The sequence below is a fragment of the Gulosibacter sediminis genome (genome assembly GCF_030011715.1).
Classification (GTDB): Bacteria; Actinomycetota; Actinomycetes; order Actinomycetales; family Microbacteriaceae; genus Gulosibacter; species Gulosibacter sediminis.
In genome coordinates this window covers 1-22,957 of sequence record NZ_JASCYH010000018.1, presented here as the reverse complement: position 1 = coordinate 22,957, position 22,957 = coordinate 1, and the positions used below count along the sequence as shown (strand labels likewise).

General features: G+C 66.0%; 19 protein-coding genes and 1 rRNA gene. 4 read left to right on the top strand and 16 right to left on the bottom strand.

The features are described 5' to 3' along the window. Window positions 1–7 precede the first annotated feature (7 nt). Complete coding sequence (locus QM019_RS07560) at window positions 8–898, bottom strand: universal stress protein (RefSeq protein ID WP_282852477.1); 891 nt, start codon at window positions 896–898, stop codon at window positions 8–10. Window positions 899–1,022: 124 nt separating this feature from the next. On the opposite strand from QM019_RS07560, the gene QM019_RS07555 reads away from it, so the two are divergent. Beyond that, a complete protein-coding gene (locus QM019_RS07555; RefSeq protein WP_282852476.1) occupies window positions 1,023–1,688 on the top strand; it encodes a TetR/AcrR family transcriptional regulator in 666 nt (221 codons plus the stop codon). Here QM019_RS07555 and gabT read toward each other — a convergent pair. Beyond that, complete coding sequence (gabT, locus tag QM019_RS07550) at window positions 1,669–3,000, bottom strand: 4-aminobutyrate--2-oxoglutarate transaminase (RefSeq protein WP_282852475.1); 1,332 nt, start codon at window positions 2,998–3,000, stop codon at window positions 1,669–1,671. The two genes, QM019_RS07555 and gabT, sit on opposite strands and share 20 nt — an antisense overlap. A 143-nt stretch (window positions 3,001–3,143) precedes the next feature. Between gabT and QM019_RS07545 the strand changes: the two genes are divergently transcribed. Continuing rightward, window positions 3,144–4,595: a PucR family transcriptional regulator gene (locus QM019_RS07545; RefSeq protein ID WP_282852474.1), complete on the top strand. Its 1,452-nt coding sequence runs from the start codon at window positions 3,144–3,146 to the stop codon at window positions 4,593–4,595. On the opposite strand, the gene QM019_RS07540 is transcribed toward QM019_RS07545, so the two are convergent. The 13 genes from QM019_RS07540 to QM019_RS07480 form a co-directional block, all read right to left on the bottom strand. Then, window positions 4,592–5,689 carry a branched-chain amino acid aminotransferase gene (locus tag QM019_RS07540; RefSeq protein ID WP_282852473.1) on the bottom strand — a complete coding sequence of 366 codons (1,098 nt, stop codon included), beginning with the start codon at window positions 5,687–5,689 and terminating at the stop codon, window positions 4,592–4,594. The two genes, QM019_RS07545 and QM019_RS07540, sit on opposite strands and share 4 nt — an antisense overlap. A 20-nt stretch (window positions 5,690–5,709) precedes the next feature. Further along, a complete protein-coding gene (locus tag QM019_RS07535; protein WP_282826405.1) occupies window positions 5,710–6,759 on the bottom strand; it encodes a 3-isopropylmalate dehydrogenase in 1,050 nt (349 codons plus the stop codon). 41 nt (window positions 6,760–6,800) lie between these two features. Beyond that, window positions 6,801–8,624: an ABC transporter ATP-binding protein gene (locus QM019_RS07530; protein WP_282852472.1), complete on the bottom strand. Its 1,824-nt coding sequence runs from the start codon at window positions 8,622–8,624 to the stop codon at window positions 6,801–6,803. Between the two features lie 70 nt (window positions 8,625–8,694). Further along, the gene (gene ilvC / locus QM019_RS07525; protein WP_125107794.1) at window positions 8,695–9,720 is read right to left on the bottom strand and encodes a ketol-acid reductoisomerase; all 1,026 of its coding nucleotides are present in this window, start codon (window positions 9,718–9,720) and stop codon (window positions 8,695–8,697) included. Window positions 9,721–9,767: 47 nt separating this feature from the next. After that, window positions 9,768–10,274: an acetolactate synthase small subunit gene (gene ilvN, locus QM019_RS07520; RefSeq protein ID WP_125107793.1), complete on the bottom strand. Its 507-nt coding sequence runs from the start codon at window positions 10,272–10,274 to the stop codon at window positions 9,768–9,770. Window positions 10,275–10,279: 5 nt separating this feature from the next. Further along, entirely contained in the window at window positions 10,280–12,040 is a 1,761-nt protein-coding gene (locus QM019_RS07515) for an acetolactate synthase large subunit (RefSeq protein WP_282826399.1), read from the bottom strand. 29 nt (window positions 12,041–12,069) lie between these two features. After that, the gene (ilvD, locus tag QM019_RS07510) at window positions 12,070–13,791 is read right to left on the bottom strand and encodes a dihydroxy-acid dehydratase (protein ID WP_125107791.1); all 1,722 of its coding nucleotides are present in this window, start codon (window positions 13,789–13,791) and stop codon (window positions 12,070–12,072) included. 9 nt (window positions 13,792–13,800) lie between these two features. Beyond that, window positions 13,801–14,253 (bottom strand): monovalent cation/H(+) antiporter subunit G, encoded by a 453-nt coding sequence (gene mnhG, locus QM019_RS07505; RefSeq protein ID WP_125107790.1) that lies wholly within the window; start codon window positions 14,251–14,253, stop codon window positions 13,801–13,803. Beyond that, window positions 14,243–14,671 (bottom strand): MrpF/PhaF family protein, encoded by a 429-nt coding sequence (locus QM019_RS07500; RefSeq protein ID WP_282826383.1) that lies wholly within the window; start codon window positions 14,669–14,671, stop codon window positions 14,243–14,245. The genes mnhG and QM019_RS07500 overlap by 11 nt, the downstream gene beginning before the upstream one ends. Then, entirely contained in the window at window positions 14,671–15,351 is a 681-nt protein-coding gene (locus tag QM019_RS07495) for a Na+/H+ antiporter subunit E (protein ID WP_282852471.1), read from the bottom strand. The genes QM019_RS07500 and QM019_RS07495 overlap by 1 nt, the downstream gene beginning before the upstream one ends. After that, window positions 15,351–16,934 carry a Na+/H+ antiporter subunit D gene (locus tag QM019_RS07490; RefSeq protein ID WP_282852470.1) on the bottom strand — a complete coding sequence of 528 codons (1,584 nt, stop codon included), beginning with the start codon at window positions 16,932–16,934 and terminating at the stop codon, window positions 15,351–15,353. Before QM019_RS07490 ends, QM019_RS07495 begins: the two co-directional genes overlap by 1 nt. Then, the gene (locus QM019_RS07485; protein ID WP_193128342.1) at window positions 16,931–17,419 is read right to left on the bottom strand and encodes a Na(+)/H(+) antiporter subunit C; all 489 of its coding nucleotides are present in this window, start codon (window positions 17,417–17,419) and stop codon (window positions 16,931–16,933) included. Before QM019_RS07485 ends, QM019_RS07490 begins: the two co-directional genes overlap by 4 nt. Then, window positions 17,416–19,920 (bottom strand): Na+/H+ antiporter subunit A, encoded by a 2,505-nt coding sequence (locus QM019_RS07480; RefSeq protein ID WP_345961021.1) that lies wholly within the window; start codon window positions 19,918–19,920, stop codon window positions 17,416–17,418. Before QM019_RS07480 ends, QM019_RS07485 begins: the two co-directional genes overlap by 4 nt. Before the next feature lie 555 nt (window positions 19,921–20,475). Between QM019_RS07480 and QM019_RS07475 the strand changes: the two genes are divergently transcribed. Together QM019_RS07475 and QM019_RS07470 are read left to right on the top strand one after the other, a co-directional pair. Then, window positions 20,476–21,279, top strand: coding sequence for a sugar phosphate isomerase/epimerase family protein (locus QM019_RS07475; RefSeq protein ID WP_282852469.1), 804 nt, complete (start codon window positions 20,476–20,478; stop codon window positions 21,277–21,279). Between the two features lie 118 nt (window positions 21,280–21,397). Then, the gene (locus QM019_RS07470; protein ID WP_428831961.1) at window positions 21,398–22,717 is read left to right on the top strand and encodes an ISL3 family transposase; all 1,320 of its coding nucleotides are present in this window, start codon (window positions 21,398–21,400) and stop codon (window positions 22,715–22,717) included. Between the two features lie 122 nt (window positions 22,718–22,839). Here QM019_RS07470 and rrf read toward each other — a convergent pair. Beyond that, a 5S ribosomal RNA gene (gene rrf / locus QM019_RS07465) occupies window positions 22,840–22,956 on the bottom strand. Window position 22,957: the final 1 nt, after the last annotated feature.

The following is a 22,957-nucleotide window of genomic DNA, read 5'->3' as shown; positions in this document are numbered from 1 at the left end:
CTCAGGCTCAGTCGAGGTATTCGCTCGGCAGCACGACGACCGGCACCTCGAGCGCATCGAGGATGCGTCGGGCGCGCGAGCCGAGGAACACGCTGAGCCCGCGGCCGAGCCGGCTCGAGCCCAAATAGGCCACGTCGCCCGGGCGCCACTCGATCTTTGCGAGGGCATCCTCGAGGCGATGCCCCTCGGCGATCTCGATCGTCGCGCGCCCCGAATCGAGCAGCCCCGAAGCTACCGCTTCGAGCTGCTCGCCGCCGAAACGACGGGCCTCATCGGTGATCTCGCGCACGTCGCGCGGGGCGATTTGGTCGATCTGCACGAGTGACACGAGCCGCAGCGGCACGTCGCGTCGTACGGCACGCACGACCGAGCGGCCGATCACCACTTCGCTGCCCGAGCGCGTGCCATAGATGCCGGTGACCCGCTGCACGCCGCCGCCTGGATTCGTGAACCTGCGCGGTGCGAGACCGACCGGCACCGGGGATGCGTGCAGCAACGCGTTCGCGACCGAACCGAGCGTGAATTTGCCGAGCAGCGGCCCGGCCTGCGCGCCGATGACGATCATTTTCGCGTCGAGCTCGGCCGCAGCATCCAGCAACCCATGCGCGGCCGAATCGTTGAAGCGAAAGTCGACCTGCGCGTGGATGCCCTCGGGCACGCGCCGCAGCGCATCGTCGGCCCAGTCACGCAGCTGATGCGAGTAGATGTGGTCGCTCGGAACTGGGGTACCGACGCTCGCAGTACCAAAGGCGTTCGGCTCAGGCAGCACCATGACGATGCGCACCTCGGCGTCGATACCCTCGGCCATGAAGCTCGCGAACTCGAGGGCGTCGTAGCCGCGCGCATCCGCAATATACCCAACGACAAATCGATCACGGGATACCTGCGTTTCGGCCATTCGTTGCCACTCCTCTGTGTCGCGCACGCAACTCTGCGCGCCGACAATGCTACCCCGAATGGCATCGCTGACGAATGACGATCATTTATTGATTACGCTGGAGACATTCACCAAGGAGGTCGAAATGGTTGGCAATCGACGCCCGGCAGGGCGGCCGCGCACGCGCATCCTCGGCCGCGAGGTCATCACCGAGGCAGCCCGCAAGATCATTGCAACGAACGGCGTGCAGTCGTTCACGATGACGCAGCTTGCCTCGCAGCTCAACGTCACCCCGTCGGCCGTGTACAACCATGCAGATTCGAAGCTCGAGATCCTTCGTTGGATCGAAGACGCGATCATGGGCGAGGTCGACACATTGGCCTTCGAGACGCAACCATGGCGCGAGGCGCTCAAGGTGTGGGCCCGCAGCTATCGCGACACCATGGCGAACCACTCCGAGCTCATCACGGCCATCGCGACCACCGAAGTGATCGAGTCGCCTCAGACCGTGGCGATGTACGAGCAGGTGACGAAGGTGCTCGTGGCGGCCGGCTGGCCGCTCGACTCGGTCGTGCCACTCATCACGGCGCTCGAGTCGTTCATTTATGGCAACGCGATCAACGAACACGCGCCGGAAGACATTTACAACGTCGGCGAACTCGCCGGCTACGCCCCAACCTTCTCGAAGGCGGTTGAGGCGCAGCCGACGCGCAGCCAACACGATGTCAATGACGAGCTGTTCGATATCGGCTTCGAGGCCATCGTCAGCTGGTCATACGACCACTACGTAGTTACGCGTTCGCGCGGATAGCCTCTGCCAGCACGTTCAGGCCGTCGCGGAGAGTGTCCTCGGGCATCACGAGCGGGGGCAGCAGGCGGATCACGTTGCCGAAGGTACCGCAGGTGAGGAACAGCGCACCCTGCTCGAGGGCGGACTTGACGATCTTGCCAACGACCTCAGCGTTCGGCTCCTTCGAGCCATCCTTGACGAACTCGATCGCGAGCATCGCACCGCGACCGCGCACCTCACCGACGATGCCGACCTCGTCAACGAGCGGCTCGAGGATCTCCTTCGCCACCTCGCCGATCTTCAGCGCGGCGTCGAGCAGGCCCTGCTCTTCGTAGGCGTCGAGGGTTGCGAGTGCCGAAGCGTTCGCCACCGGGTTGCCCGAGTAGGTGCCACCGATGCCGCCGGGCTGCGGGGCATCCATGATCTCGGCGCGACCGACGACGGCCGAGAGCGGCATGCCGCCAGCGAGGCCCTTCGCGGTGGTGATGAGGTCAGGCTCGATGCCGCTCCACTCCGAGCAGAACCACTTGCCGGTGCGGGCCATGCCGGCCTGCACCTCGTCGGCGACGAAGACGATGCCGTTGTCGTTCGCGAACTTCACGAGCGACTCGAGGAAGCCGTCAGCGGGCACGAGGAAGCCACCTTCGCCGACGAGCGGCTCGATGACGATCGCAGCGACGTTGTTCGCGCCGACCTGCTTCTCGATGGCGGTGATGGTGCGGGCCGCAGCCTCTTCACCGGTCATGCCCTCGGGGTCGCGGAAGGGGTAGCTCAGCGGTACGCGGTAGATCTCGTTCGCGAACGGGCCGAAGCCGTCCTTATACGGCATGTTCTTCGCGGTCATCGCCATGGTGAGGTTCGTGCGGCCGTGGAAGGCGTGGTCGAACACGACGACGGCGTTGCGACCGGTGTACTTGCGTGCGATCTTCACCGCGTTCTCGAGCGCCTCGGCGCCCGAGTTAAACAGGGCGGCCTTCTTGTCGAAGCTGCCGGGGGTGAGTTCGGTGAGGCGCTTGCAGAGCTCGATGTAGTTGCCGTAGGGCGCAGTGTTGATCTGCAGGTGCAGCGCGTTCGCGGCGGCCTCCTGCACGGCCTTGACGACCTTGGGGTTCGCGTTACCGACCGTGGTCACACCGATGCCCGAGCCGAAGTCGATGAACTGGTTGCCGTCGACGTCGCGAAGTACGACACCGTCGGCGTCCTCGATGTAGCTGGGCAGAGCCGAGCCAATCGACGCGCTGACGTACTTGGCGCGCTCCTTCGCGAGCTCCTGCGACTTGGGGCCGGGGATCTCGGTGACAATCTTTCGCTGCTGTTCGAGACGGAACTCCATTGCTCTGCCTTCCTTTCGTTGCTGACGGACGCAATTCTTCGCCACTGAGGTCAGCGTACGCTGATGGCCCCGGCGATTTGATGTGGCCTTGCACCACACTCATTTCGCTTGTTGTGCATGCGCACGAGCAATAGGCTCGGTCCATGGTCACGACAATTGCCGGTCTGCTGCGCACCCCCGAGCTCGGGCTTCGGCCCCGCCTCGGCGACGACGCGCAGCTGCGCCGCCCCGTCGACTGGGCCGTCGTTACCGAACTCATCGACCCCTCCCCCTACCTCGCGGGTGGCGAGCTGGTTCTTACCACCGGGGTGCGGTTGCGCACTCCTGGCAATTTTGAGCAGTTCGTCTCGACGGCCGCGAAGGCCGGCTCGGCGGGCATCGGTTTCGGTGTCGGCATTAGCCATGACGAACTGCCGGATGCGCTGCTCGCGTCCGCGAGGCGCGCGGGCCTGCCGGTGTTCGAGGTGCCCTTCGAGGTCGCGTTCTCAGAGGTGATCCGCCGCGTCGCCGAGCTCAACGAGAGCGAGCGCGTCGCGAAGCTCGAGTCGCGCTACCGGCAGCGCCACCGCCTCGTCGAGCTACTGCTCAGCGACGGCGGGCTCGACGCCATGCTCGAGCGGCTCGAGAAAGAGACCGGCGCCCACTTCGCGGTGTCGCTCAACGGTGAGGTCGTGTCGGGCACGCTCGAGGTCGACGACCCGGCGGCGAGCGGCTGGGATGCGCTGCCAATCGCCCTCGGCAGCTCGGGCCAGGCGACGCTGCACGCGACGCGACCACGCGACGACGACCTCGTCAACGGCGCCCGCTCGCTCGTCGGGCTCTACCTCGCGCAGGCGGCCCGGCGCGTCCGTGCGGCACGCGAGCAGGCGGGGCAGGTGCTCGCCGAACTCGGCGACGACCGCTTCGATGACGCGGCCACCGCATCCCGCCTCGAGCAGCTCGGGCTGCGCCTCGACCGCAGCTACCGGATGGTCGTGGCCGAGCAGCAGCGCGGCTCGCGCGGCGAACTCGGCGGCATGCGCATCCCCGTCTCGCTGCAGGCGACGGCGACGGCGATCATCGATGACGCGCTCGTTGTGGTGCTCGACGAGCGCGTTGTCGACCCGCACATCGCGGCCGAGGTGCTGCTCGTGACGGCTCGCGCCGCCGGTATCTCGGTGCATCTCGGGGTCGGCGGCGCCTACCCCGTCAGCCCGGCGCTGCGCTGGAGTTGGTACGAGGCCCGTGATGCCCTCGCGTCGCTCGGCGATGGCGAAGAGATCGGCCACGCCGAGCGACTCTCGCTCGCCTCGCTCATCCTCAGCGCTGACGAGGCGCCGCTGGCGCAACTCGCGCAGCAGGTGCTCGGGCCGCTCGAGCGCAGCGACGCCGAGCACGGCACGGCGCTCGTCGACACCCTCGACGCCTGGCTCGCCCATTCGGGCAGCGTCGCCGAGGTGGCTGACGCGCTCGGCACGCACCGCAACACGGTGCGCTATCGCATCGAGCAGATCGTGAAGGTCTCGGGGCTCGACCCGCGGGTCACGGCCGACGTCGTGCAGTTCTCACTCGCACGCACCGCGACCCGCTTGCTGCGCCGGAGCGCCCGTCGCTAGACGAGCTGGTGCAGCCAGCCGTGGGCGTCGGGCACCTCACCGTTTTGAATGCCGGTGAGCTGCGCACGGATGCGCATGGAGAGCGAGTCGAGGGTGACCGGCGGGTTCTCGATGACGAAGTCGGTTGCCTTGAGCGTGCCGATCGGCGCGATCACGGCGGCGGTGCCGACGGCAAACGCCTCGGTGATCTCGCCCGCCGCGGCGCCCTCGCGCCACTCGTCGAGCGTGATGCGGCGGCGCTCGACCTTGTGGCCGGCTTCAGCGACGAGCTCAAGGATCGCCTCGTTCGTGACGCTCGCGAGAATCGAGTCCGACTCTGGGGTCGCGACGGTGCCGTCCTTGAACGCGAGCACGATGTTCATACCACCGAGCTCCTCGAGGTACTTCTGCTCAAACGCGTCGAGGAACAGTACCTGCTCGCAACCGTTCGCATACGCGGTCTGCTGCGGCAGCAGGCTCGCGGCATAGTTGCCGCCACACTTCGCCGCACCCGTGCCGCCCTTGCCCGCACGCGACAGCTCGCGCTCGAGCCAGATGCTGACCGGCTGAGTTGGGTCTTGGAAGTACGAGCCCGCGGGCGACGCGATGACGTAGTACGAGACCGACTCCGCGGCCCGCACACCGAGGAAATCCTCGTTCGCGATCATGAAGGGGCGCAGGTAGAGCGACTGGTCCTTGCCATACTCGGGCACCCAGCGCTGGTCAATCTCGACGAGTTGGCGCAGCGACTCGATGAACAGTTCCTCGGACAGTTCCGGCAGCGCGAGGCGACGGGCCGAGCCTGCGAAGCGGGCCGCGTTGCGGTCGGGACGGAAGGTGTGCACCGTGCCGTCGGCGTGACGGTAGGCCTTCATTCCCTCAAAGATCTCCTGCGCGTAGTGGAGCACCGCGCTGGCGGGGTTGAGCATGAGGGGGCCGTAGGGCACGACACGGGCATCCTGCCAGCCGCCGTCCTTGGTCCAGTCGATGACCACCATGTGGTCGGTGAAGTAGTGCCCGAATCCCGGGCTCTGCAGGATTTCGGCGACCTCGGCATCCGAATTCGCGCTGCTGTTGCGCTCGATCCGGAATTCGAGTTCGGTCGTGGTCGACATGGGAGTCCTCTCAAAAAAACTTAGTTGTTGAGCTGCGCGACGATGGCGTCGCCGATCTCACTCGTGCTGCGAGGCGCGCCGTCACGGGCGACGAGGTCGGCCTCACAGGCTGCCTCGACACGGTCGGCTGCCTCGGCGTGGCCGAAGTGGCGCAGCAGCAGGGCAACCGAGAGGATGGCTGCGGTTGGGTCCGCCTTACCGGTGCCTGCAATGTCTGGTGCCGAGCCATGAACGGGTTCGAACATGCTCGGGAACGCACCCTCGGGGTTGATGTTGCCCGAGGCTGCCAGGCCGATACCACCGGTAACGGCGCCAGCAAGGTCGGTGATGATGTCACCAAAGAGGTTGTCGGTCACGATCACGTCGAAGCGAGCGGGATCAGTGACCATGAAAATTGTAGCCGCGTCGATGTGCAGGTAGTCGACAGCGACCTCGGGGTACTCGGCGGCGACCGCGTTCACGGTGCGGTTCCAGAGCAGACCGGCGTTGATGAGCACGTTCTTCTTGTGCACAAGCGTGAGCTTGTTGCGGCGCGTCTTCGCGAGCTCGAACGCGTAGCGCACGGTGCGCTCGACGCCGTACGCGGTATTCACCGACGTCTCGGTCGCGACCTCGTGCGGGGTGCCGGTGCGCATCGTGCCGCCATTACCCGTGTAGAGGCCCTCGGTGCCCTCGCGCACGACGACGAAGTCGATGTCGCCGGGCGTCGCGAGCGGGCTCCGGGCGCTCGGCCAGAGCCTCGACGGGCGCAGGTTGATGTAGTGGTCAAACGCGAAGCGGAGCTTGAGCAGCAGGCCGCGCTCGAGGATGCCGCCCGCGAGCTTCGGGTCGTTCGGGTCGCCTCCGACGGCGCCGAGCAGCAGGGCGTCGTGGCGCTTGAGCTTGTCGAGCGCCTCGTCGCTGAGCACCTCGCCGGTCGCAAGGTAGTGGGATGCGCCGTGCGGGTAGTCCGTCTCGGTGAGCTCCACCCCTTCGGGCAGCGCCCCGCGCAGCACCTTCCGCGCCTCCGTAATGACCTCGGGGCCGATTCCGTCGCCCTGAATGATCCCAAGATCTAGCTGCTGTGCCACCCGGTGTGTCCTTTCACTCACGTCCTGCCAGCTTACCGCCGCTATTCGTCGATGCCGTAGTCCTCCCGCAGCCGCTCGCGGCTCGCGGAGGTGCCCTCGAGCTGCAGCGCGAGCAGCTCGGCATAGATGCCTCCGGATGCGGCAAGCTCGGCAGGCGAGCCGATTTCGTCGATGCGACCGTCGCGCAGCGTGATGATGCGGTCGACGTCGCGGATGGTCGAGAGGCGGTGGGCAATGATGAGGCTCGTGCGGTCGCCCGCCATGAGCGCATCCAAGCCCGTCTGCACCGCGCGCTCACTCTTCGTGTCGAGCGCGCTCGTCGCCTCGTCGAGGATGAGCACCGGTGCGTCCTTGAGCATCGCGCGGGCGACGGCGATGCGCTGCTTCTGCCCGCCGGACAGCTTGAGGCCGCGCTCGCCGATGACAGCGTCGAGGCCCTTCGGGAACCCCGAGATGAAGTCCCAGGCATTTGCCCGGCGGGCCGCGTCGACGATCTCGGCCTCGCTAGCCTCGGGGCGGCCATACGAGATGTTCTCGCGGATCGTGCCGCTGAACAGCGAAGGCTCCTGAAACACGACGCCGATCTGGTCGCGCAGCGAGCGCATCTTCAGGTGCGCGATGTCCTCCCCGAACAGCTCGATGCTGCCCGAGTTCACGCGGTAGAAGCCGAGCAGCAGGCTGACGATCGTGCTCTTGCCGCCGCCCGAGCCACTCACGAAGGCGATTCGTTCGCCGCGGCGCACGTCGAACGAGATGCCCGACAACACCGGCGTCTCCTCGTCGTAGGCGAAGCGGACGTCGTCGAAGCGCACCGGCAGGGCCATCGCCTGCCGTTCGCGGCTCTCGGCAGTTGCCGCCGGGTCGCGCAGCTCGAGGCCCTCGCGCTCATCCGGCGCCAGCTCCATCACCGTGAAGTAGTCGCGCGAGCCGGCCACCGCATGCTGGGCAGCGTCGATCATCCAGGACATCATCGACACGGGCGCCCGAGCCATGCTCACGAGCTGAATCAGCAGCACCATGTCGCCGAGGCTGAAGCGCCCCTGCGCGGTCTGGATGAACAGGATGAGGTAGATGCCGAAGAACGCGAGGTTGAGGGCGAGGCGGCGCAGGGCATCCATGCCGTGCCAGAGGCGCGACTGCGAGCCGGTGAGCCGCACGGTGGCCGTGAACTCCTCAACGAACAGCTTCCACTCGCGGCGTTCCTGCGCGAACGAGCGCACGGCGGGCAGTTGTCCCACGACCTCGCTGAAGCGACCGCGCGCGGTGTCGACGTGGGCGTTCTTTTCGTGCTCGATGCGCTGCCAGCGCTTCGACGTGAGCGCGGTGAGCCACATGTAGATCGGGAACAGCAGGAACAGCAGCAGCGCGATCGGCCACGAGTAGAACGCGGTGATGATGAGCACCGCGACCGTCGTGATCAGCATCGAGAACATGCTGTTCGCGAACGACTGCATGAACCGCGTCACCTCGGTGATCGTGCGGTCGAGGCGCGAGACGATCGTGCCCGTGAGCTCGTCGTCGAAGTAGCGCTGCGGCAATTGCAGCAGCTGGTTGTAATAGCGCGTCGACAGCAGCGAGCGCATCTTCGCGCTCATGACGTCGCCGAAGTATCCGCCCGCGGCGTCGGCGCCGGTGACCACGAGTTCAATCGCAAGAAACGCGACCGCGAGCCACACGACGCCCGCGATCGCGGCCTCGAACGTGCGATCGCCGCCGACGATCGCGACGATCTCGTCGGTCGCCGCACCGATGATGAACGGGGTGACGAGTGCGCCGGCCGCCGAGACGAGCGTCAGCACGATGATCGCGAGGTAGTAGGGGTTCAGTTCCTTCGTGTACGTAACCAGCTTCGCGAGACTCTTCACTCCTCCAATACTAGGCAAGGCGCCACCCGCGAGCGGGTGGCGCCTTGCCTCAAAAGGGTGGTGTTCGCGACTAGCGTGCGGCCTGACCGTCGGTGTAGTCGGTGTCCTGCTGCGACCACGAGAAGAGCTTGCGCAGTTCCTGACCGGTCTTCTCGATCGGGTGGCCCTGCTCCTGCTCGCGGAGCTTCTTGAACTCGGGCGCGCCAGCGTCCTGGTCCTCGATGAAGCGCTTCGCGAAGGCGCCCGACTGGATGTCCGCGAGCACTCCCTGCATGTTCTGCTTCACGTTCGCGTCGATAACGCGGGGGCCCGAAACGTAGTCGCCGTACTCGGCGGTGTCTGAGATGCTCCAGCGCTGCTTGGTGATGCCACCCTCCCACATGAGGTCGACGATGAGCTTGAGCTCGTGCAGCACCTCGAAGTACGCGATTTGCGGCTGGTAGCCCGCCTCGGTGAGCACCTCGAAGCCGGCCTGCACGAGGTGGCTCATGCCACCGCAAAGCACGGCCTGCTCGCCGAACAGGTCGGTCTCGGTCTCTTCGGTGAAGGTCGTCTTGATGACGCCGGCTCGGGTGCCACCGATCGCCTTCGCGTACGACTTCGCGGTCTCCCAGGCCGAGCCCGACGCGTCGTTCTCGACGGCGATGATGTCGGGGATGCCGCGGCCGGCCTCGTACTCGCGACGCACGGTGTGGCCCGGCGCCTTCGGGGCGACGAGGATCACGTCAACGCCGGCCGGCGGGGTGATGTAGCCGAAGCGGATGTTGAAGCCGTGCGCGAAGGCGAGTGTCTTGCCGTCGGTGAGGTTCGGCTCGATCTCCTCGGCGTAGAGCGAGCGCTGGCTCTGGTCGGGCGCGAGGATCATGATGAGGTCAGCCCACTTGGTGGCCTCGGCGTTCGTGAACACCTGGAAGCCAGCCTCTTCTGCCTTCGCGGCCGACTTCGAGCCCTCGCGGAGCGCGATTGCGACCTCGACGCCCGAGTCACGCAGGTTCTGTGCGTGCGCGTGACCCTGCGAGCCATAGCCGACGACGGCTACCTTCTTGCCTTGGATGATCGACAGGTCTGCGTCGTTGTCGTAGAAGATCTCAGCCATGTGTGATCGGTTCTCCTTGAATTCTGTTCTGGATGTGATGTTTGTGGTTAGCGCAGCACGCGCTCAGAGATGGACTTGGGGCCGCGGCCAACCGCGATTAGGCCGGACTGCACGAGCTCGCGGATGCCGTACGGTTCCAGCATGCGCAGCAGCGCCTGAACCTTGCCCGAGTCGCCCGTGGTTTCGATGACGAGCGAGTCGGGGGCGACGTCCACAACACGCGCCCGGAACAGGTTCACGGCCTCGATAACTTCGGAGCGCGTCTGCTTGTCCACGCGCACCTTGACGAGGATGTGCTCCCGCTCGACCGCACTGGCTGGGTCGAGCTCAACGATCTTGATGACGTTGACCAGCTTGTTGAGCTGTTTCGTCACCTGTTCGAGCGGGAAATCTTCGACGTTCACGACCACGGTCATGCGCGAGAGGCCTTCGACCTCCGAGGCGCCGACCGCGAGTGAGTCAATGTTGAAGCCGCGGCGTGCGAACAGGCCCGCAACGCGGGTGAGAAGGCCGGGCTTGTCTTCGACGAGCAGCGAAAGAATGTGCTTCGACATCTGAGTTACTCCCCCTCGTAGGCCGGGCTGGCTTCGCGCGCGTAGCGAATGAAGCTGTTCGAGACGCCTTGCGGCACCATCGGCCACACCATGGCCTCGGCCGACACGACGAAGTCGATGACGACCGGGCGGTCGTTCGTCTCGAGCGCGAGCTTGATCGCGTCGTCGATCTCGTCTTCTTTTTCAACGCGAATGCCGAGGGCGCCGTAGGCGTCCGCGAGCTTCATGAAGTCGGGCACCCGCACCGAGGCGTGCCCCGTGTTGAGGTCGGTGTGCGAGTAGCGACCGTCGTAGAAGAGGGTCTGCCACTGACGCACCATGCCGAGCGACGAGTTGTTAATCACCGCGATCTTGATCGGGATGTTGTTGATGACGCAGGTCGCAATTTCCTGGTTCGTCATCTGGAAGCAGCCGTCACCGTCAATCGCCCACACCACGCGGTCGGGCTCGCCGACCTTGGCGCCCATGGCCGCGGGAACCGCGTAGCCCATGGTGCCGGCGCCACCGGAGTTGAGGAACGAGTTGGGCCGCTGCAGGCTGAGGAACTGCGCCGCCCACATCTGGTGCTGGCCGACGCCGGTCGCGTAAACCGCCTCGGGGCCGGTGAGGTCGCTGATGCGCTCGATGATGTGCTGCGGCGCGAGCAGGCCGTCGGTCGACGGGGCAAAGCCGCGCGGGAACTCGTTGCGGAGCCCGTTGAGGAACTCCCACCACTCGCCGAGGTCGGGCTTTTCGCCCGAGTCCTCGCGCACGGCGCGGATCACGTCGGCGAGCACCTCCTTGGCGTCACCCACGATCGGCACGTCGGCGGTGCGGATCTTCGAGATCTCGGCCGGGTCGATGTCGATGTGCACGACCTTCGAGTTCGGCGAGAACAGTTCGGACTTGCCGGTCACGCGGTCGTCAAAGCGGGCGCCGACCGTGAACAGCAGGTCGGCCTCCTGTAGCGCAAGCACCGCGGGCACAGTGCCGTGCATGCCGGGCATGCCGAGCATCTGCTCGTGGTCGTCGGGGAACACGCCGCGCGCCATGAGCGTCGTGACGACCGGCGCACCGGTGAGCTCCGCGAGTTCCTTGAGTTCGGTGGATGCGCCGGCTCGGCCGACGCCGCCGCCCGCGTAAATCACGGGCTTGCGCGCCTCGCGCAGCGCCTCGCGCGCCGCGATGATCTGCTTGCCGTGCGCCTTCGTGATGGGGCGGTAGCCGGGCAGGTCAATCTTGACGGGCCAGCTGAAGTCGAACTCGTTCTGCTGGGCGTCCTTGGTGATGTCCACGAGCACGGGGCCCGGTCGACCGGTCGAAGCGAGGTGGTACGCGCTCGCGATCGCGCCGGGCACGTCCTCGGCACGCTTCACGAGGAACGAGTGCTTCGTGACGGGCATCGTGATGCCGACGATGTCGGCTTCCTGGAACGCGTCGGTGCCCATGAGCGTCGAGAACACCTGGCCGGTGATCGCGAGCATCGGCACCGAGTCCATGTAGGCGTCGGCGATCGCGGTAACGAGGTTGGTGGCGCCGGGGCCGGAGGTGGCGATGCACACCCCGACCTTCCCGCTCGCGGCGGCATACCCCTCGGCCGCGTGGCCGGCGCCCTGTTCGTGGCGTACGAGGATGTGGTTCAGCGTCTTCGCGTCGAGGATTGCGTCGTAGGCAGGCAGAATCGCGCCGCCAGGCAGACCGAACACGTCGGTCACGCCCAGCAGTTCGAGTGTGCGCACCACGGCAGCGGCACCCGTCATCCGCTCCGGTGCAACTTGAGTTGTCATATGCGTCGATATCTCCAGTGAGAAGGGAGTTAACCCGTGACGGCACCCTCTGAGGCGGAGTGCACAAGCTTGGCGAACTTCGCGAGCACACCGCGCGTATAGCGCGGAGGCAGCGGTTCCCAGCCTTCACGGCGGGAGGAGAGCTCGGACTCGTCGACGAGTAGGTCCATAGTCCGAGCGGCGATGTCAACCCGAATGAGATCACCGTCGCGTACAAAGGCGATGGGTCCTGCATCTACTGCCTCTGGCGCGACGTGGCCGATGCACAGGCCAGTTGTGCCGCCTGAGAATCGACCGTCAGTGAGCAATAGTACATCCTTGCCGAGACCGGCTCCCTTGATCGCACCGGTGATCGCGAGCATCTCGCGCATGCCAGGGCCACCCTTCGGACCTTCGTAGCGGATCACCACGACGTCGCCGTGGTGGATCTCGCCCCGGGTCAGCGCATCCATAGCCTCACGCTCGCGCTCGAACACGCGCGCCGGGCCTTCGAACACGTCGAGGTCGAATCCGGCCGATTTCACGACGGCGCCCTCGGGGGCGAGCGTGCCGTGCAGCACCGAGATGCCGCCCTTCTCGTGGATCGGGTTGTCGAGGGTGTGGATGACCTCGCCGTCGAGCGGCTCGGGCGAGAGCTCGGCAAGGTTCTCGGCCACGGTCTTGCCGGTGCAGGTGAGCGCGTCGCCGTGGATCATGCCCGCGTCGAGCAGCGCCTTCATGACGACGGGGATGCCGCCGACGAGGTCGACGTCATTCATGACGTACTGACCGAAGGGCTTCATGTCGGCGAGGTGCGGCACCTTGTCGGCGATGCGGTTGAAGTCGTCGAGGGTGAGCTCAACCTCGGCCTCGTGCGCGATGGCGAGCAGGTGCAGCACGGCGTTCGTCGAGCCGCCCATGCACATGACGACGGCGATCGCGTTCTCGAATGCCTTCTTCGTGAGGATGTGTTCGGTGGTGATGCCGAGGCGCAGCATGTTCACGACCGCCTCGCCCGACTTGTGGGCGTAGTAGTCGCGGCGACGGTCGGCCGATGCGGGCGCGGCCGACCCCGGGATCGACATGCCGAGGGCCTCGGCGACCGAGGCCATGGTGTTCGCGGTGTAGAAGCCGCCGCAGGCGCCCTCGCCAGGGCAGATAGCCTCTTCGATGCGCTTGCGGTCTTCCTCGCTCATGAGGCCCGCCTTGCAGGCGCCGACGGCTTCGAAGGCGTCGATGACCGTGACGTTCTCCTTCAGAGTGCCGTCGGTGAGGCGCACCTTGCCGGGGTAGATCGACCCGGCGTAGAGGAACACGCTCGCGAGCTTGAGGCGCGCGGCCGCCATGAGCATGCCGGGCAGTGACTTGTCGCAACCGGCCAGCAGCACCGAGCCGTCGAGGCGCTCGGCCTCCATCACGGTCTCGACCGAGTCGGCGATGACCTCGCGCGACACGAGCGAGAAGTGCATACCCTCGTGGCCCATCGAGATGCCGTCGGAGACCGAGACGGTGCCGAACTGCAGCGGGTAGCCGCCGCCGGCGTGCACGCCCTCCTTGCAGCCCTGCGCGAGGCGGTCAAGGCTCAAGTTGCAGGGGGTGATTTCGTTCCACGAGCTCGCAATACCGATCTGGGGTTTCGCCCAGTCGTCATCGCCCATCCCGACCGCGCGAAGCATGCCGCGCGACGCGGTGGCCTCGATGCCGTCGGTAATGACGCGGGACTTCGGCTTGATGTCAACGCCGTTGGTGGATGCAGAAGCTTGCTCGGTCATGAGCCAAGTCTATAGCTTGGGTGCGTTCGGATTTCGCGACTCAGGCTCGGGCGCATCGGCGGCGTCATCGGCGATCCTGACCCGCTCGCGAGCCGCTTCTTCTTCCTCAGCACGCTGGGCGCGCTTGACCTCGTCCTCGAGTTCGTCGATGCGCAGCTCGACGTGCTCAAAGTGACGGGATCGGTAGCCGCCGCGCGCGAGCACCATACCCGCGGCGGGGGTGGTGAGGAACTGGAATATGACAATCGGCACGAGGAACGCGATCGTCCACGCGTCGGTCTGCTGCAGCGCGACGCCGACGAGGATGAACAGCAACCCGGCCGCCTGGGGCTTCGACTGCGCGTGCAGGCGCGCGATCATATCGGGGAACCTCAGCAGGCCAAGGCCCGCGGTGAACGACAGGAACGCACCCGCGAGCACGAAGATGATCGTGGCGAGATCGAGCCAGGTGTTACCGCTCACTCCGCACCTCCCGGGCTACCACATCGTGGGCGAGCTCGTGCCGCGCCGCGTCCTCATGCCCGATCGAGCCGTCGGCGTCGCGGTGCCGCTCGACGTCGTCGTGCTCAGGGAGCGCCTGGTCGGATGTGCTCGAGTTGATCGAGTTGTCCGAGCGGCCGCGCGAGACAAAGCGGGCTACCGCCATGGTGCCGATCGACGCGGTCATCGCGAGGCCGAGCACGAGCGGCAGGGTCGTGGTGTGGCCGCGCAGGGCCATGTCGGCCGAGAGCACGCAGATGAGCACGGTCGCGAGCGTGTCGGAGCCGACCATGCGGTCGACGACACTCGGCCCGCGGATGATGCGGATGAGCGACATCAGGGCCGCCGAGGCGAAGAACGCCCCGATGAGCCAGATCAGCACGGTGAATAGCGGTTCCATCAGAGTTCCGCCTCCCATTCGGCTTGGCGGGCCTTGCGATCGGCCTCGCGCAGTACCTCGTAGCTCTGCTGCTCCCGCGAGGCGAAGAGCAGGGGTCGATCGTGCAGGCGCCGGTCGTCGTTGATGAGCGCGATGTCCTCGTGGTTGCCGAGCGCGACCACGATGGCGTCCTCGATCTGCTCGGCGGCGAGGCGGGCCCGCTGAATCTTCTCGTCGGTGTCGGCATCGAGCACGTGCAGGTAGAGGATGCTGCGCAGCCGGTCGACCTCGACGACGACTGAGCCCGGCACGAGCATGTTGATCTCGGCGGTGAGCGTGAGCAACCAGTCGGAGTGCACGCGCATCCGCACTGCGAGTATCGACGCTTGCGGCACCGCCTTGGGCCGCATCGCGAGCCAGGCCATCTGGAACGTCGAGCCGATGAGCCACCAGAAGAACTTCGCGAGCAGCACGATGGTGTACCAGACGTGGATGCGCCCCGACAGCAACACCGGCGGTAGCGAGAACATGCGCACGACGAGCAGCGAGAAGATGATGCCCGTGACGGCGCTGATGACGTCGAGGTGACCCCACAGCACGACCCAGAGCACGACGAGCCCGATGAGCAGCGGCAACTGCGTCATGACGGCCACGCCCGGGCGCTGGAGGCGCTCGGCACGAATGTGTGGATCGGCAGACATTAGGGCTTCGTCCCTTCTGTTCCGGCCACGATATCGATGTAGTGCTCGGGGATCGTGAGGTTGGCCGCGGCCGCGCTCGCAAACTCGTAGATCTGGCCGGCGAAAATCGTCATGCAGACGGTGACGAGCACCATGGCCGCGGTGGCGATATTCATGACCATCGAGTTCGCCTTGCGCTCGACGACGACCTCGCCGTCGAGCGTCTCTTCGAGGTGCGAGGTGAGCGGCGACTCGAAGCCGGTCACCTCCTCCTGCGAGCGCCAGAAGCCGAGGCTCCAGACGCGGATGAGGGCGTAGAGCGTGAGCAGGCTCGTGAGCGCACCGATGCCGATGCCCACCCAGACCAGCCACTGCGGCACCGACAGCGCGGTGCCCTCGGCACCCGCGATGAACAGGCCGAGCTTGCCGATGAAGCCCGAGAAGGGTGGGATGCCCCCGAGGTTGAGCATCGGGATGAAGAACAGCACGGCCACGAACGGCGAGCGCACGAGCATGCCGCCGAGGTGCGTCAGCGTCGCGGTGCCCGCGATGCGCTCGATCAGACCGGTCACGAGGAACAGCGCGGTCTGCACGAGAATGTGGTGCGCGATGTAGTAGACCGTCGCGGCCCAGCCCGTCTGGGTGCCGAGCGCGATACCGAAGATCATGTAGCCGATGTGGCTCACGAGCGTGAACGAGAGCATACGGCGGATGCCCGCCTGGGCGACCGCACCGAGAATACCGATCACCATCGTCAGCATCGCCACGATGATGAGCAGCACCGAGATGTCATTTTTACTGAAGAGCAGCGACTCCGAGCGCAAGATTGCGTAGACACCGACCTTGGTCAGCAAGCCGGCAAACACGGCCGTGACCGGCGCGGGCGCCGAGGGATACGAGTCGGGCAGCCAGAACGAGAGCGGGAAGAGCGCGGCCTTAATACCGAAGCCGACGAGCAGCAGCAAGTGCAGCGGCAGCTGCACCTCTTGCGGCAGCTCGGCCATGCGCACCGCGATCTCGGCGAAGTTGACGGTGCCGACGGCGGCGAAGATCGCCGCGATCGCCGCGAGGAAAATAAGCGATGAGACGAGCGACACAACGATGTAGGTGATGCCGGCCCGGATGCGCGAAGCCGTGCCGCCGAGCGTGATGAGCACGAAGCTCGCGACGAGCAGGATCTCGAACCCGACGTAGAGGTTGAACAGGTCACCCGCGATGAACGCGTTGTAGACGCCGGCCGCAAGCACGAGATACGTCGGATAGAAGATCGACACCGGCGTCTCGCCGTCGCCGTCGGTGGAGCCCTGGCCGATCGAGAACGCCATCACCGCGATGAGCACGATGCTCGTGACGAGCACCATGAGCGCCGAGAGGCGGTCGACGACGAGCGAGATGCCGAACGGCGCCGCCCATCCGCCGACCTGGATCACAAGCGCCTGGTCGGTCTGGTGCACCGCGATGAGCAGCGCGATCGAGATCGCGAGGGCGATGACCATCGTGATGCTCGCGAACACAATTTGCAGCCGCTGCCGACGCGCGGCGGTCAGCGTGATCGCGGCGCCGAGGAGCGGCACGAGCACGACGAGGGGAACGAGCCATGTCATACATCCCCCCCGTTCTTCGCGTCGAGTTCTTCCTTGGTACGTGCGCCCTTGATGGCCGCTTCGGCGCCGTCACCGAACTCGGTGTCGCCAGATTCGTCTTCGTCGAAGACCTCGTCGTCCTCTTCGGGGTCGACGTCCCGCAGCGAGATCGAGTCGTCATCGTCGTCGACCTCGTCGCCGTGCGCGAGACGCCATGAGCGGTACAGCAGCGCGAGCATGAACGCCGTCGTCGCGAACGTGATGACGATCGCGGTGAGGATGAACGCCTGCGGCAGCGGGTCGGAAAACGTGGACGGGTTGGCGCCGTCGCCCATGATCGGGGCGTCGCCGAAGCTGCCCGAGGTAAGGAAGATGAGGATGTTCGTCGCGTTGCCCACGAGCATCACGGCGAGAATCATGCGGGTAAAGCTGCGCTCGAGCAGCATGTAGACGCCACAGGCGTACATGATGACCATGCCGATGAGCAGCATGACGTTGAGAGTCATCGCTGGGCACCCCCGTCGTGTCGGCGGGCCGTCGGCCGTGAGCCCGCAGTCGCGTCATCGACCGGGGTGGCGCCGCGAATCTCGGCGTCGTCGATGACGGTCGCGGCGACGTTGCGCTGGCCGAGTTGCTCTTCCTCGGCCTGGATGTCGAGCTCGGAGCCGAGCGAGCGCAGGATGTCGATGACCAGGGCGATCACGATGAGGTAGACGCCGATGTCGAAGATTGTCGAGGTAACGAAGACGATCTGACCGATGCCCGCGACGTCGCTGTCGATCCAGAAGCTCATCAGCGGCGGGTGGCCAAACAGCATCGGCGCGAGGGCCGAGCCGGCCGCCAGCACCATACCGATGCCGAGCAAGCGGCCGGCGTCGACCCGCACGGCGGCGTCAAGCTCCTCACGGCCGCCCGCGAGGTAGCGCGCGGCGAGCGCAAGGCCCGCGACGACGCCACCGGCGAAACCGCCGCCGGTCGAGTTGTGCCCGGCAAACAGCAAGTAGAGCGACATGATGAACAGGCCGTGGAAGATGAGCCGGACGACGACCTCGACCACGATCGAACGGTTGTCGGGGGCGAGCGAATTACCGGCGATGAGCCAGGCGCGGCGGTCCTCGCCGAACTTCTGCAGCATGGCCGTGCGCTTCTTCAACGGGGGTCGCGGTGGTGGTGGCGTCTGTCGCTGCGAGCCACGCGCGCTGAGGTAGACGAGGCTCGCGACACCGGTCGCGGCGGCAATAAGCACCGACAGCTCGCCCATCGTGTCCCAGCCGCGAATGTCGACGAGGGTGACGTTGACGACGTTGTACCCGTGCCCACCCTCGACCGCGAGTTCGGCAAAGCTGAGGCCGTCGGACGGTGCGATGCGGAAACCCATCGCGAGGGCGGTGATAACGCCGATGGCAATCGCCACGGCGAACGCAATCACCCAGCGCAGCCATGACGGCAGGTTGTTATCGATGTGCGCGTGCTTCGCCGGCAGCCGACGCAGCACGAGCACGAACACGACGAGCGAGAGCGTCTCAATGAGCGCCTGCGTCATCGCGAGGTCGGGAGCCCCGTGCAGGGCAAAGATGATCGAAATGCCGTAGCCCGTCGCGCTAACCAGGATCACACCGTGGAAGCGTCGCTTGGTCTGCGTCACGGCAATGGATGCGAGCACGAGCACCGCCACGATCGCGAGCTGCAACCACGAGAACTCAAGGGTGAGGTCGAGCTGCGAGTAGTCGATGAACGGTAGCGGCACGACAATGGCGGCCGCGAGCACGATGAAGATGATCGCGAGGTAGAAGGGCAGCGAACCGCGCTGGGTGCTCGAGGTGACGCGGGCTGCGACCGAGTCAACGATGCGCAGCGACAGCCAGTAGCCGCGAGCCGCCTCGAAGACGGCGGGCATGAACGACTGAGCGTGCTCGACCTTGCGGCGCCCGGCGAACAGCCCGAGACCGCCCAGCAGTGTGAGTGCCGAGAGCAAGAGTGCCGGCTCGAGGCCGTGCCAGATCGCGAGGTGGTAGGGCTCCCCGGACTCGATGGCGGGCGCGGTGTCGGCGAACTGCGCGATGAGGTGATCGATCGGCGTCGCAAAGAACGGGATGACGACGGTCGCGACGACGAGGATCAACGGCGAGATCAGGTCTTCGATGTGGCTCGTCGCCTTGACCACCGGGTCGACGCCGCGCTTCGTCGCGAAGGCACCGTACAGAAAGCGACAGGTGTACGCGACGGTGAGGATCGAACCGATCGCGGTGCCGATGAGCGCGACCCAGCCCCACGAATCGCCTGCCGAGGCAGCCTCGATGAAACTCGAAAACACGGCCTCTTTCGCCACGAAGCCCCACAGCGGCGGGATGCCCGCCATCGATGCGGCCGCAATGATCGCGGTGACGGCAAGAACCGGAGCGCTACGCCCGAGACCGGAAATCTTACGAATGTCACGGGTACCCAGTTGGTGGTCGATGATGCCGACGATGAGGAACAGCGCAGCTTTGAACAGCGCGTGGCCGATCACCATGGCGACGGCGGCGAGCACTGCGTCGCGCCCGCCGAAGCCAGCGATGGTCATCATGAAGCCGAGTTGCGACACCGTGCCGTAGGCGAGAATCAGCTTGAGGTCGAACTGCCGTAGCGCACGCCACCCGCCGACCAGCATCGTAGAGACACCGATGATGACGAGCGTCTCGGAGAATCCAGGCACATCGCTGAAGGAAGGCACGAGTCGCAACACGAGGTAGACGCCGGCCTTCACCATCGAGGCGGCGTGGAGGTAGGCAGAGACCGGGGTCGGCGCAGCCATGGCGCCGGGAAGCCAGAAGTGGAACGGCAACTGCGCCGACTTGGTCAGCGCGCCGACGATCACGAGGATGAGCGCCGTGATGAGGAAGCCGTTGTGAGGGATGTCCGCGGTGAGGATCTGGCTGAAAAGCGCCGAGCCGGCCGCGACGTGCAACATCACCAGGCCGACGAGCATTGCGAGCCCACCCAGCGTCGTGACGAGCAGCGCCTGCATCGCCGGCACCCCGCGACGGGCGTCGACCGGTGTAGTGACCGATGAGCAGGTACGAGAGGATGCTCGTGGCCTCCCAGAACACGAACATCAGGTAAATATTGTCGGTCGTGACGAGACCGAACATGACGCCCGCGAAGCCGAGCAAGACGCCAGCGAAACGGCCGAGTCCGGGCTCATCCTTCGTGAAGTAACTCGCGCAGTAGAGCAGCACGAGCGAGCCGATAGCAGTCACGATCATCGCGAGCACCCAGCTCAGGGCGTCAATGCGGAAGTCGAAGTTCATGCCGAGCTGCGGCAGCCACTGGTACGACACGCGCCAGGTTTCGCCGGCGAAGACCTGCGGCGCGTGGCTCGCGGTCCAGATGGCAGCTACCGCCGACACTGCTGCGCCGACGTAGAAGAGGGAGGTGCCGGGGAGTTTGCGGAGGAGTGGCATGCCGACGCTCGCTACTGCGAAGAGCGCGAGCAGGAAAGCCATCCGCATCTCCCATCTATTCGAGCCACAACTTCAACCATTCTACCGGCTCGCAAGGGTGTGGGGTTACGCTGACCGCGATGATCAAGATCGGTATGAGCACCTCGTGCACTTTCCCCAAACCAACGGCGCAGTCCTTCCAGATTGCGGCGGTCGCCGGCTACGACGGCATGGAGGTGATGGTGTCGACGGAAAACGACTCACGCAACCCGCACATGCTGCGTGCGCTGTCGCATCGCTTCGAACTGCCCGTACTGTCGATTCACGCGCCGGTGCTGTTCTATACACAGTTCGTGTGGGGCACCAAGCCCGACGAAAAGCTGGTGCGCACCGTTGACCTCGCGCATGAGGTCGGCGCGACGACGGTGGTCGTGCACCCGCCGTTTCGCTGGCAGGGCCAATACGCCACTCGCTTCGAGGAGCTCGTAACGAAGCTCGAGCACGACTCCGGCATCGCCATGGCCGTCGAGAACATGTTCCCGTGGAACGTCGCCGGTAGCCAGAAGGCCTATCTACCCGGCACCAACCCGATCGAGATGAACGTCGAGTCGATCACCCTCGATTTCTCGCACGCCGCGCTCTCTGGCGACGACTCGTTCGAGATGGCGGAGGCGGCCGGCGACCGCCTCCGCCACGTCCACCTCTGCGATGGCGAAGCGCCAAACGGCAAGAAGCGCCTCTTTGACGAGCACAGGATGCCCGGTCAAGGCGGCCAGCCCGTTGAAAAGACGCTGCGCTACCTCGCTGAACGCGGCTGGGATGGCCAAGTCGTCGCCGAGGTGAATACCCGCTCGGCGCGAAAGGACGAAGCAAAGCGCCTGCACATGCTTCGCGAAACGCTCGAGTTCGCGCGTGAACACACGACGGTCGACTTCCCCAACTAATCCGGCTCTTCGGACATTCGGTGGGGGTAGGGCTCGCCGGGTGAGGTTCGACGGCTAGGGGTCGAGGTCCCCGAGGATCAGAAGCGCTAACCACCTGATCCATTACGAGGACCTCGACGTGCTTCACCCTACTTCGGGGTGCGCTGACGCGCGCTCTGCCACTGACCCGTGTTCCCGCTGCGACCTCCTGCTCGGCCTCGACGGCGTCCATGTCGAGCACGTGGACCGCCGCAACGGACTACTGATCGTGACGGTCTCGAGTCCTGCGGCGCCTGCCGGTTGCCCGTCGTGCGGGACCGTCGCGACCGGCCGTGGACGTCGCCGCCGGCTGCTTCATGACGTGCCCGGCATGACACGGGTGCGAATCGTGTGGCGGCAGCGAGTCTGGCGGTGCGACGAGTCGGGCTGTGCACGACAGACGTTCGTGGAACAGCTGCCGTCTCTTGTCGCCCCGCGTGGGGCACTCACCCGACGCGCGGTCGTCTGGGCAGTCGGTCAGCTGCGTCGCGAACACGCCACGATCGAAGGACTGCGTCGCCAGCTGGGCACGTCGTGGAAGACGGTGTGGCGGGCCGTCGAGCCGGAGCTTGTGAAGCTCGCGGCCGATGAGTCCCGGTTCGAGAACGTGACAACGCTGGGCGTTGACGAGCACATCTGGCATCACGTCGACCCGCGCAAGCGCGGTCCGAAAGAGCTGACCGGGATGGTCGACCTCACCCGCGACAGCACCGGGAAGACGCGGGCCCGGCTGTTGGACCTCGTGCCGGGCAGGTCGGGGAAGGCCTACGCGACCTGGCTCAGCGCACGTGGCGACGCATTCCGCGAGCAGGTGAAGGTCGCGGCGCTGGATCCGTTCGCCGGTTACAAGACCGCGATCGACGACCAACTGCAAGATGCCACCGCCGTGCTGGACGCGTTCCATGTCGTCAAGCTCGGCACCGTCGCGGTCGACGAGGTTCGCCGTCGGGTCCAGCAAGACACTCTCGGCCATCGCGGTCGGAAAGGTGATCCGCTCTACGGGATCCAGACCATCCTCCGCGCCGGGGCTGAGAACCTCACCGACAAGCAGTGGGCGCGCCTGACCGCAGCCATCGAGGCGAACCCGGCCCACGACGAGGTGTTCGTCGCATGGCAGTGCGCGCAGCAACTTCGCTCGGCCTATCACCAGAAGGACCTCGCTGAGGGGCGACAGATCGCCGAGAAGGTCGTCGAGTCGTTCCACACCTGTCCGATCCCCGAGATCGCACGCCTCGGCCGCACCCTGCGACGCTGGCGCTCAGCGTTCCTCGCCTACTTCACCACCAGCCGAGCAAACAACGGCGGCACCGAAGCAATCAACGGGATCATCGAGCTGCATCGTCGCCTCGCTCGCGGCTTCCGCAACCGCGAGAACTACCGCCTACGAATGCTCCTCGCCGCCGGCGGACTCACCCCATGACCCCACCGAATGTCCGAAGAGCCACTAATCCCAGAGCTCCGGCTCCGGCCGGGGCTCGATACAACGTCCGGAAAAAGCAAGAAGGGGTTCCCCATAATGGGGAACCCCTTCTCTTAAGTTAAGTTCGGCGGTGTCCTACTCTCCCACAAGGTCCCCCTTGCAGTACCATCGGCGCAAAGACGCTTAGCTTCCGGGTTCGGAATGTAACCGGGCGTTTCCATCTCGCTAAAACCACCGAAA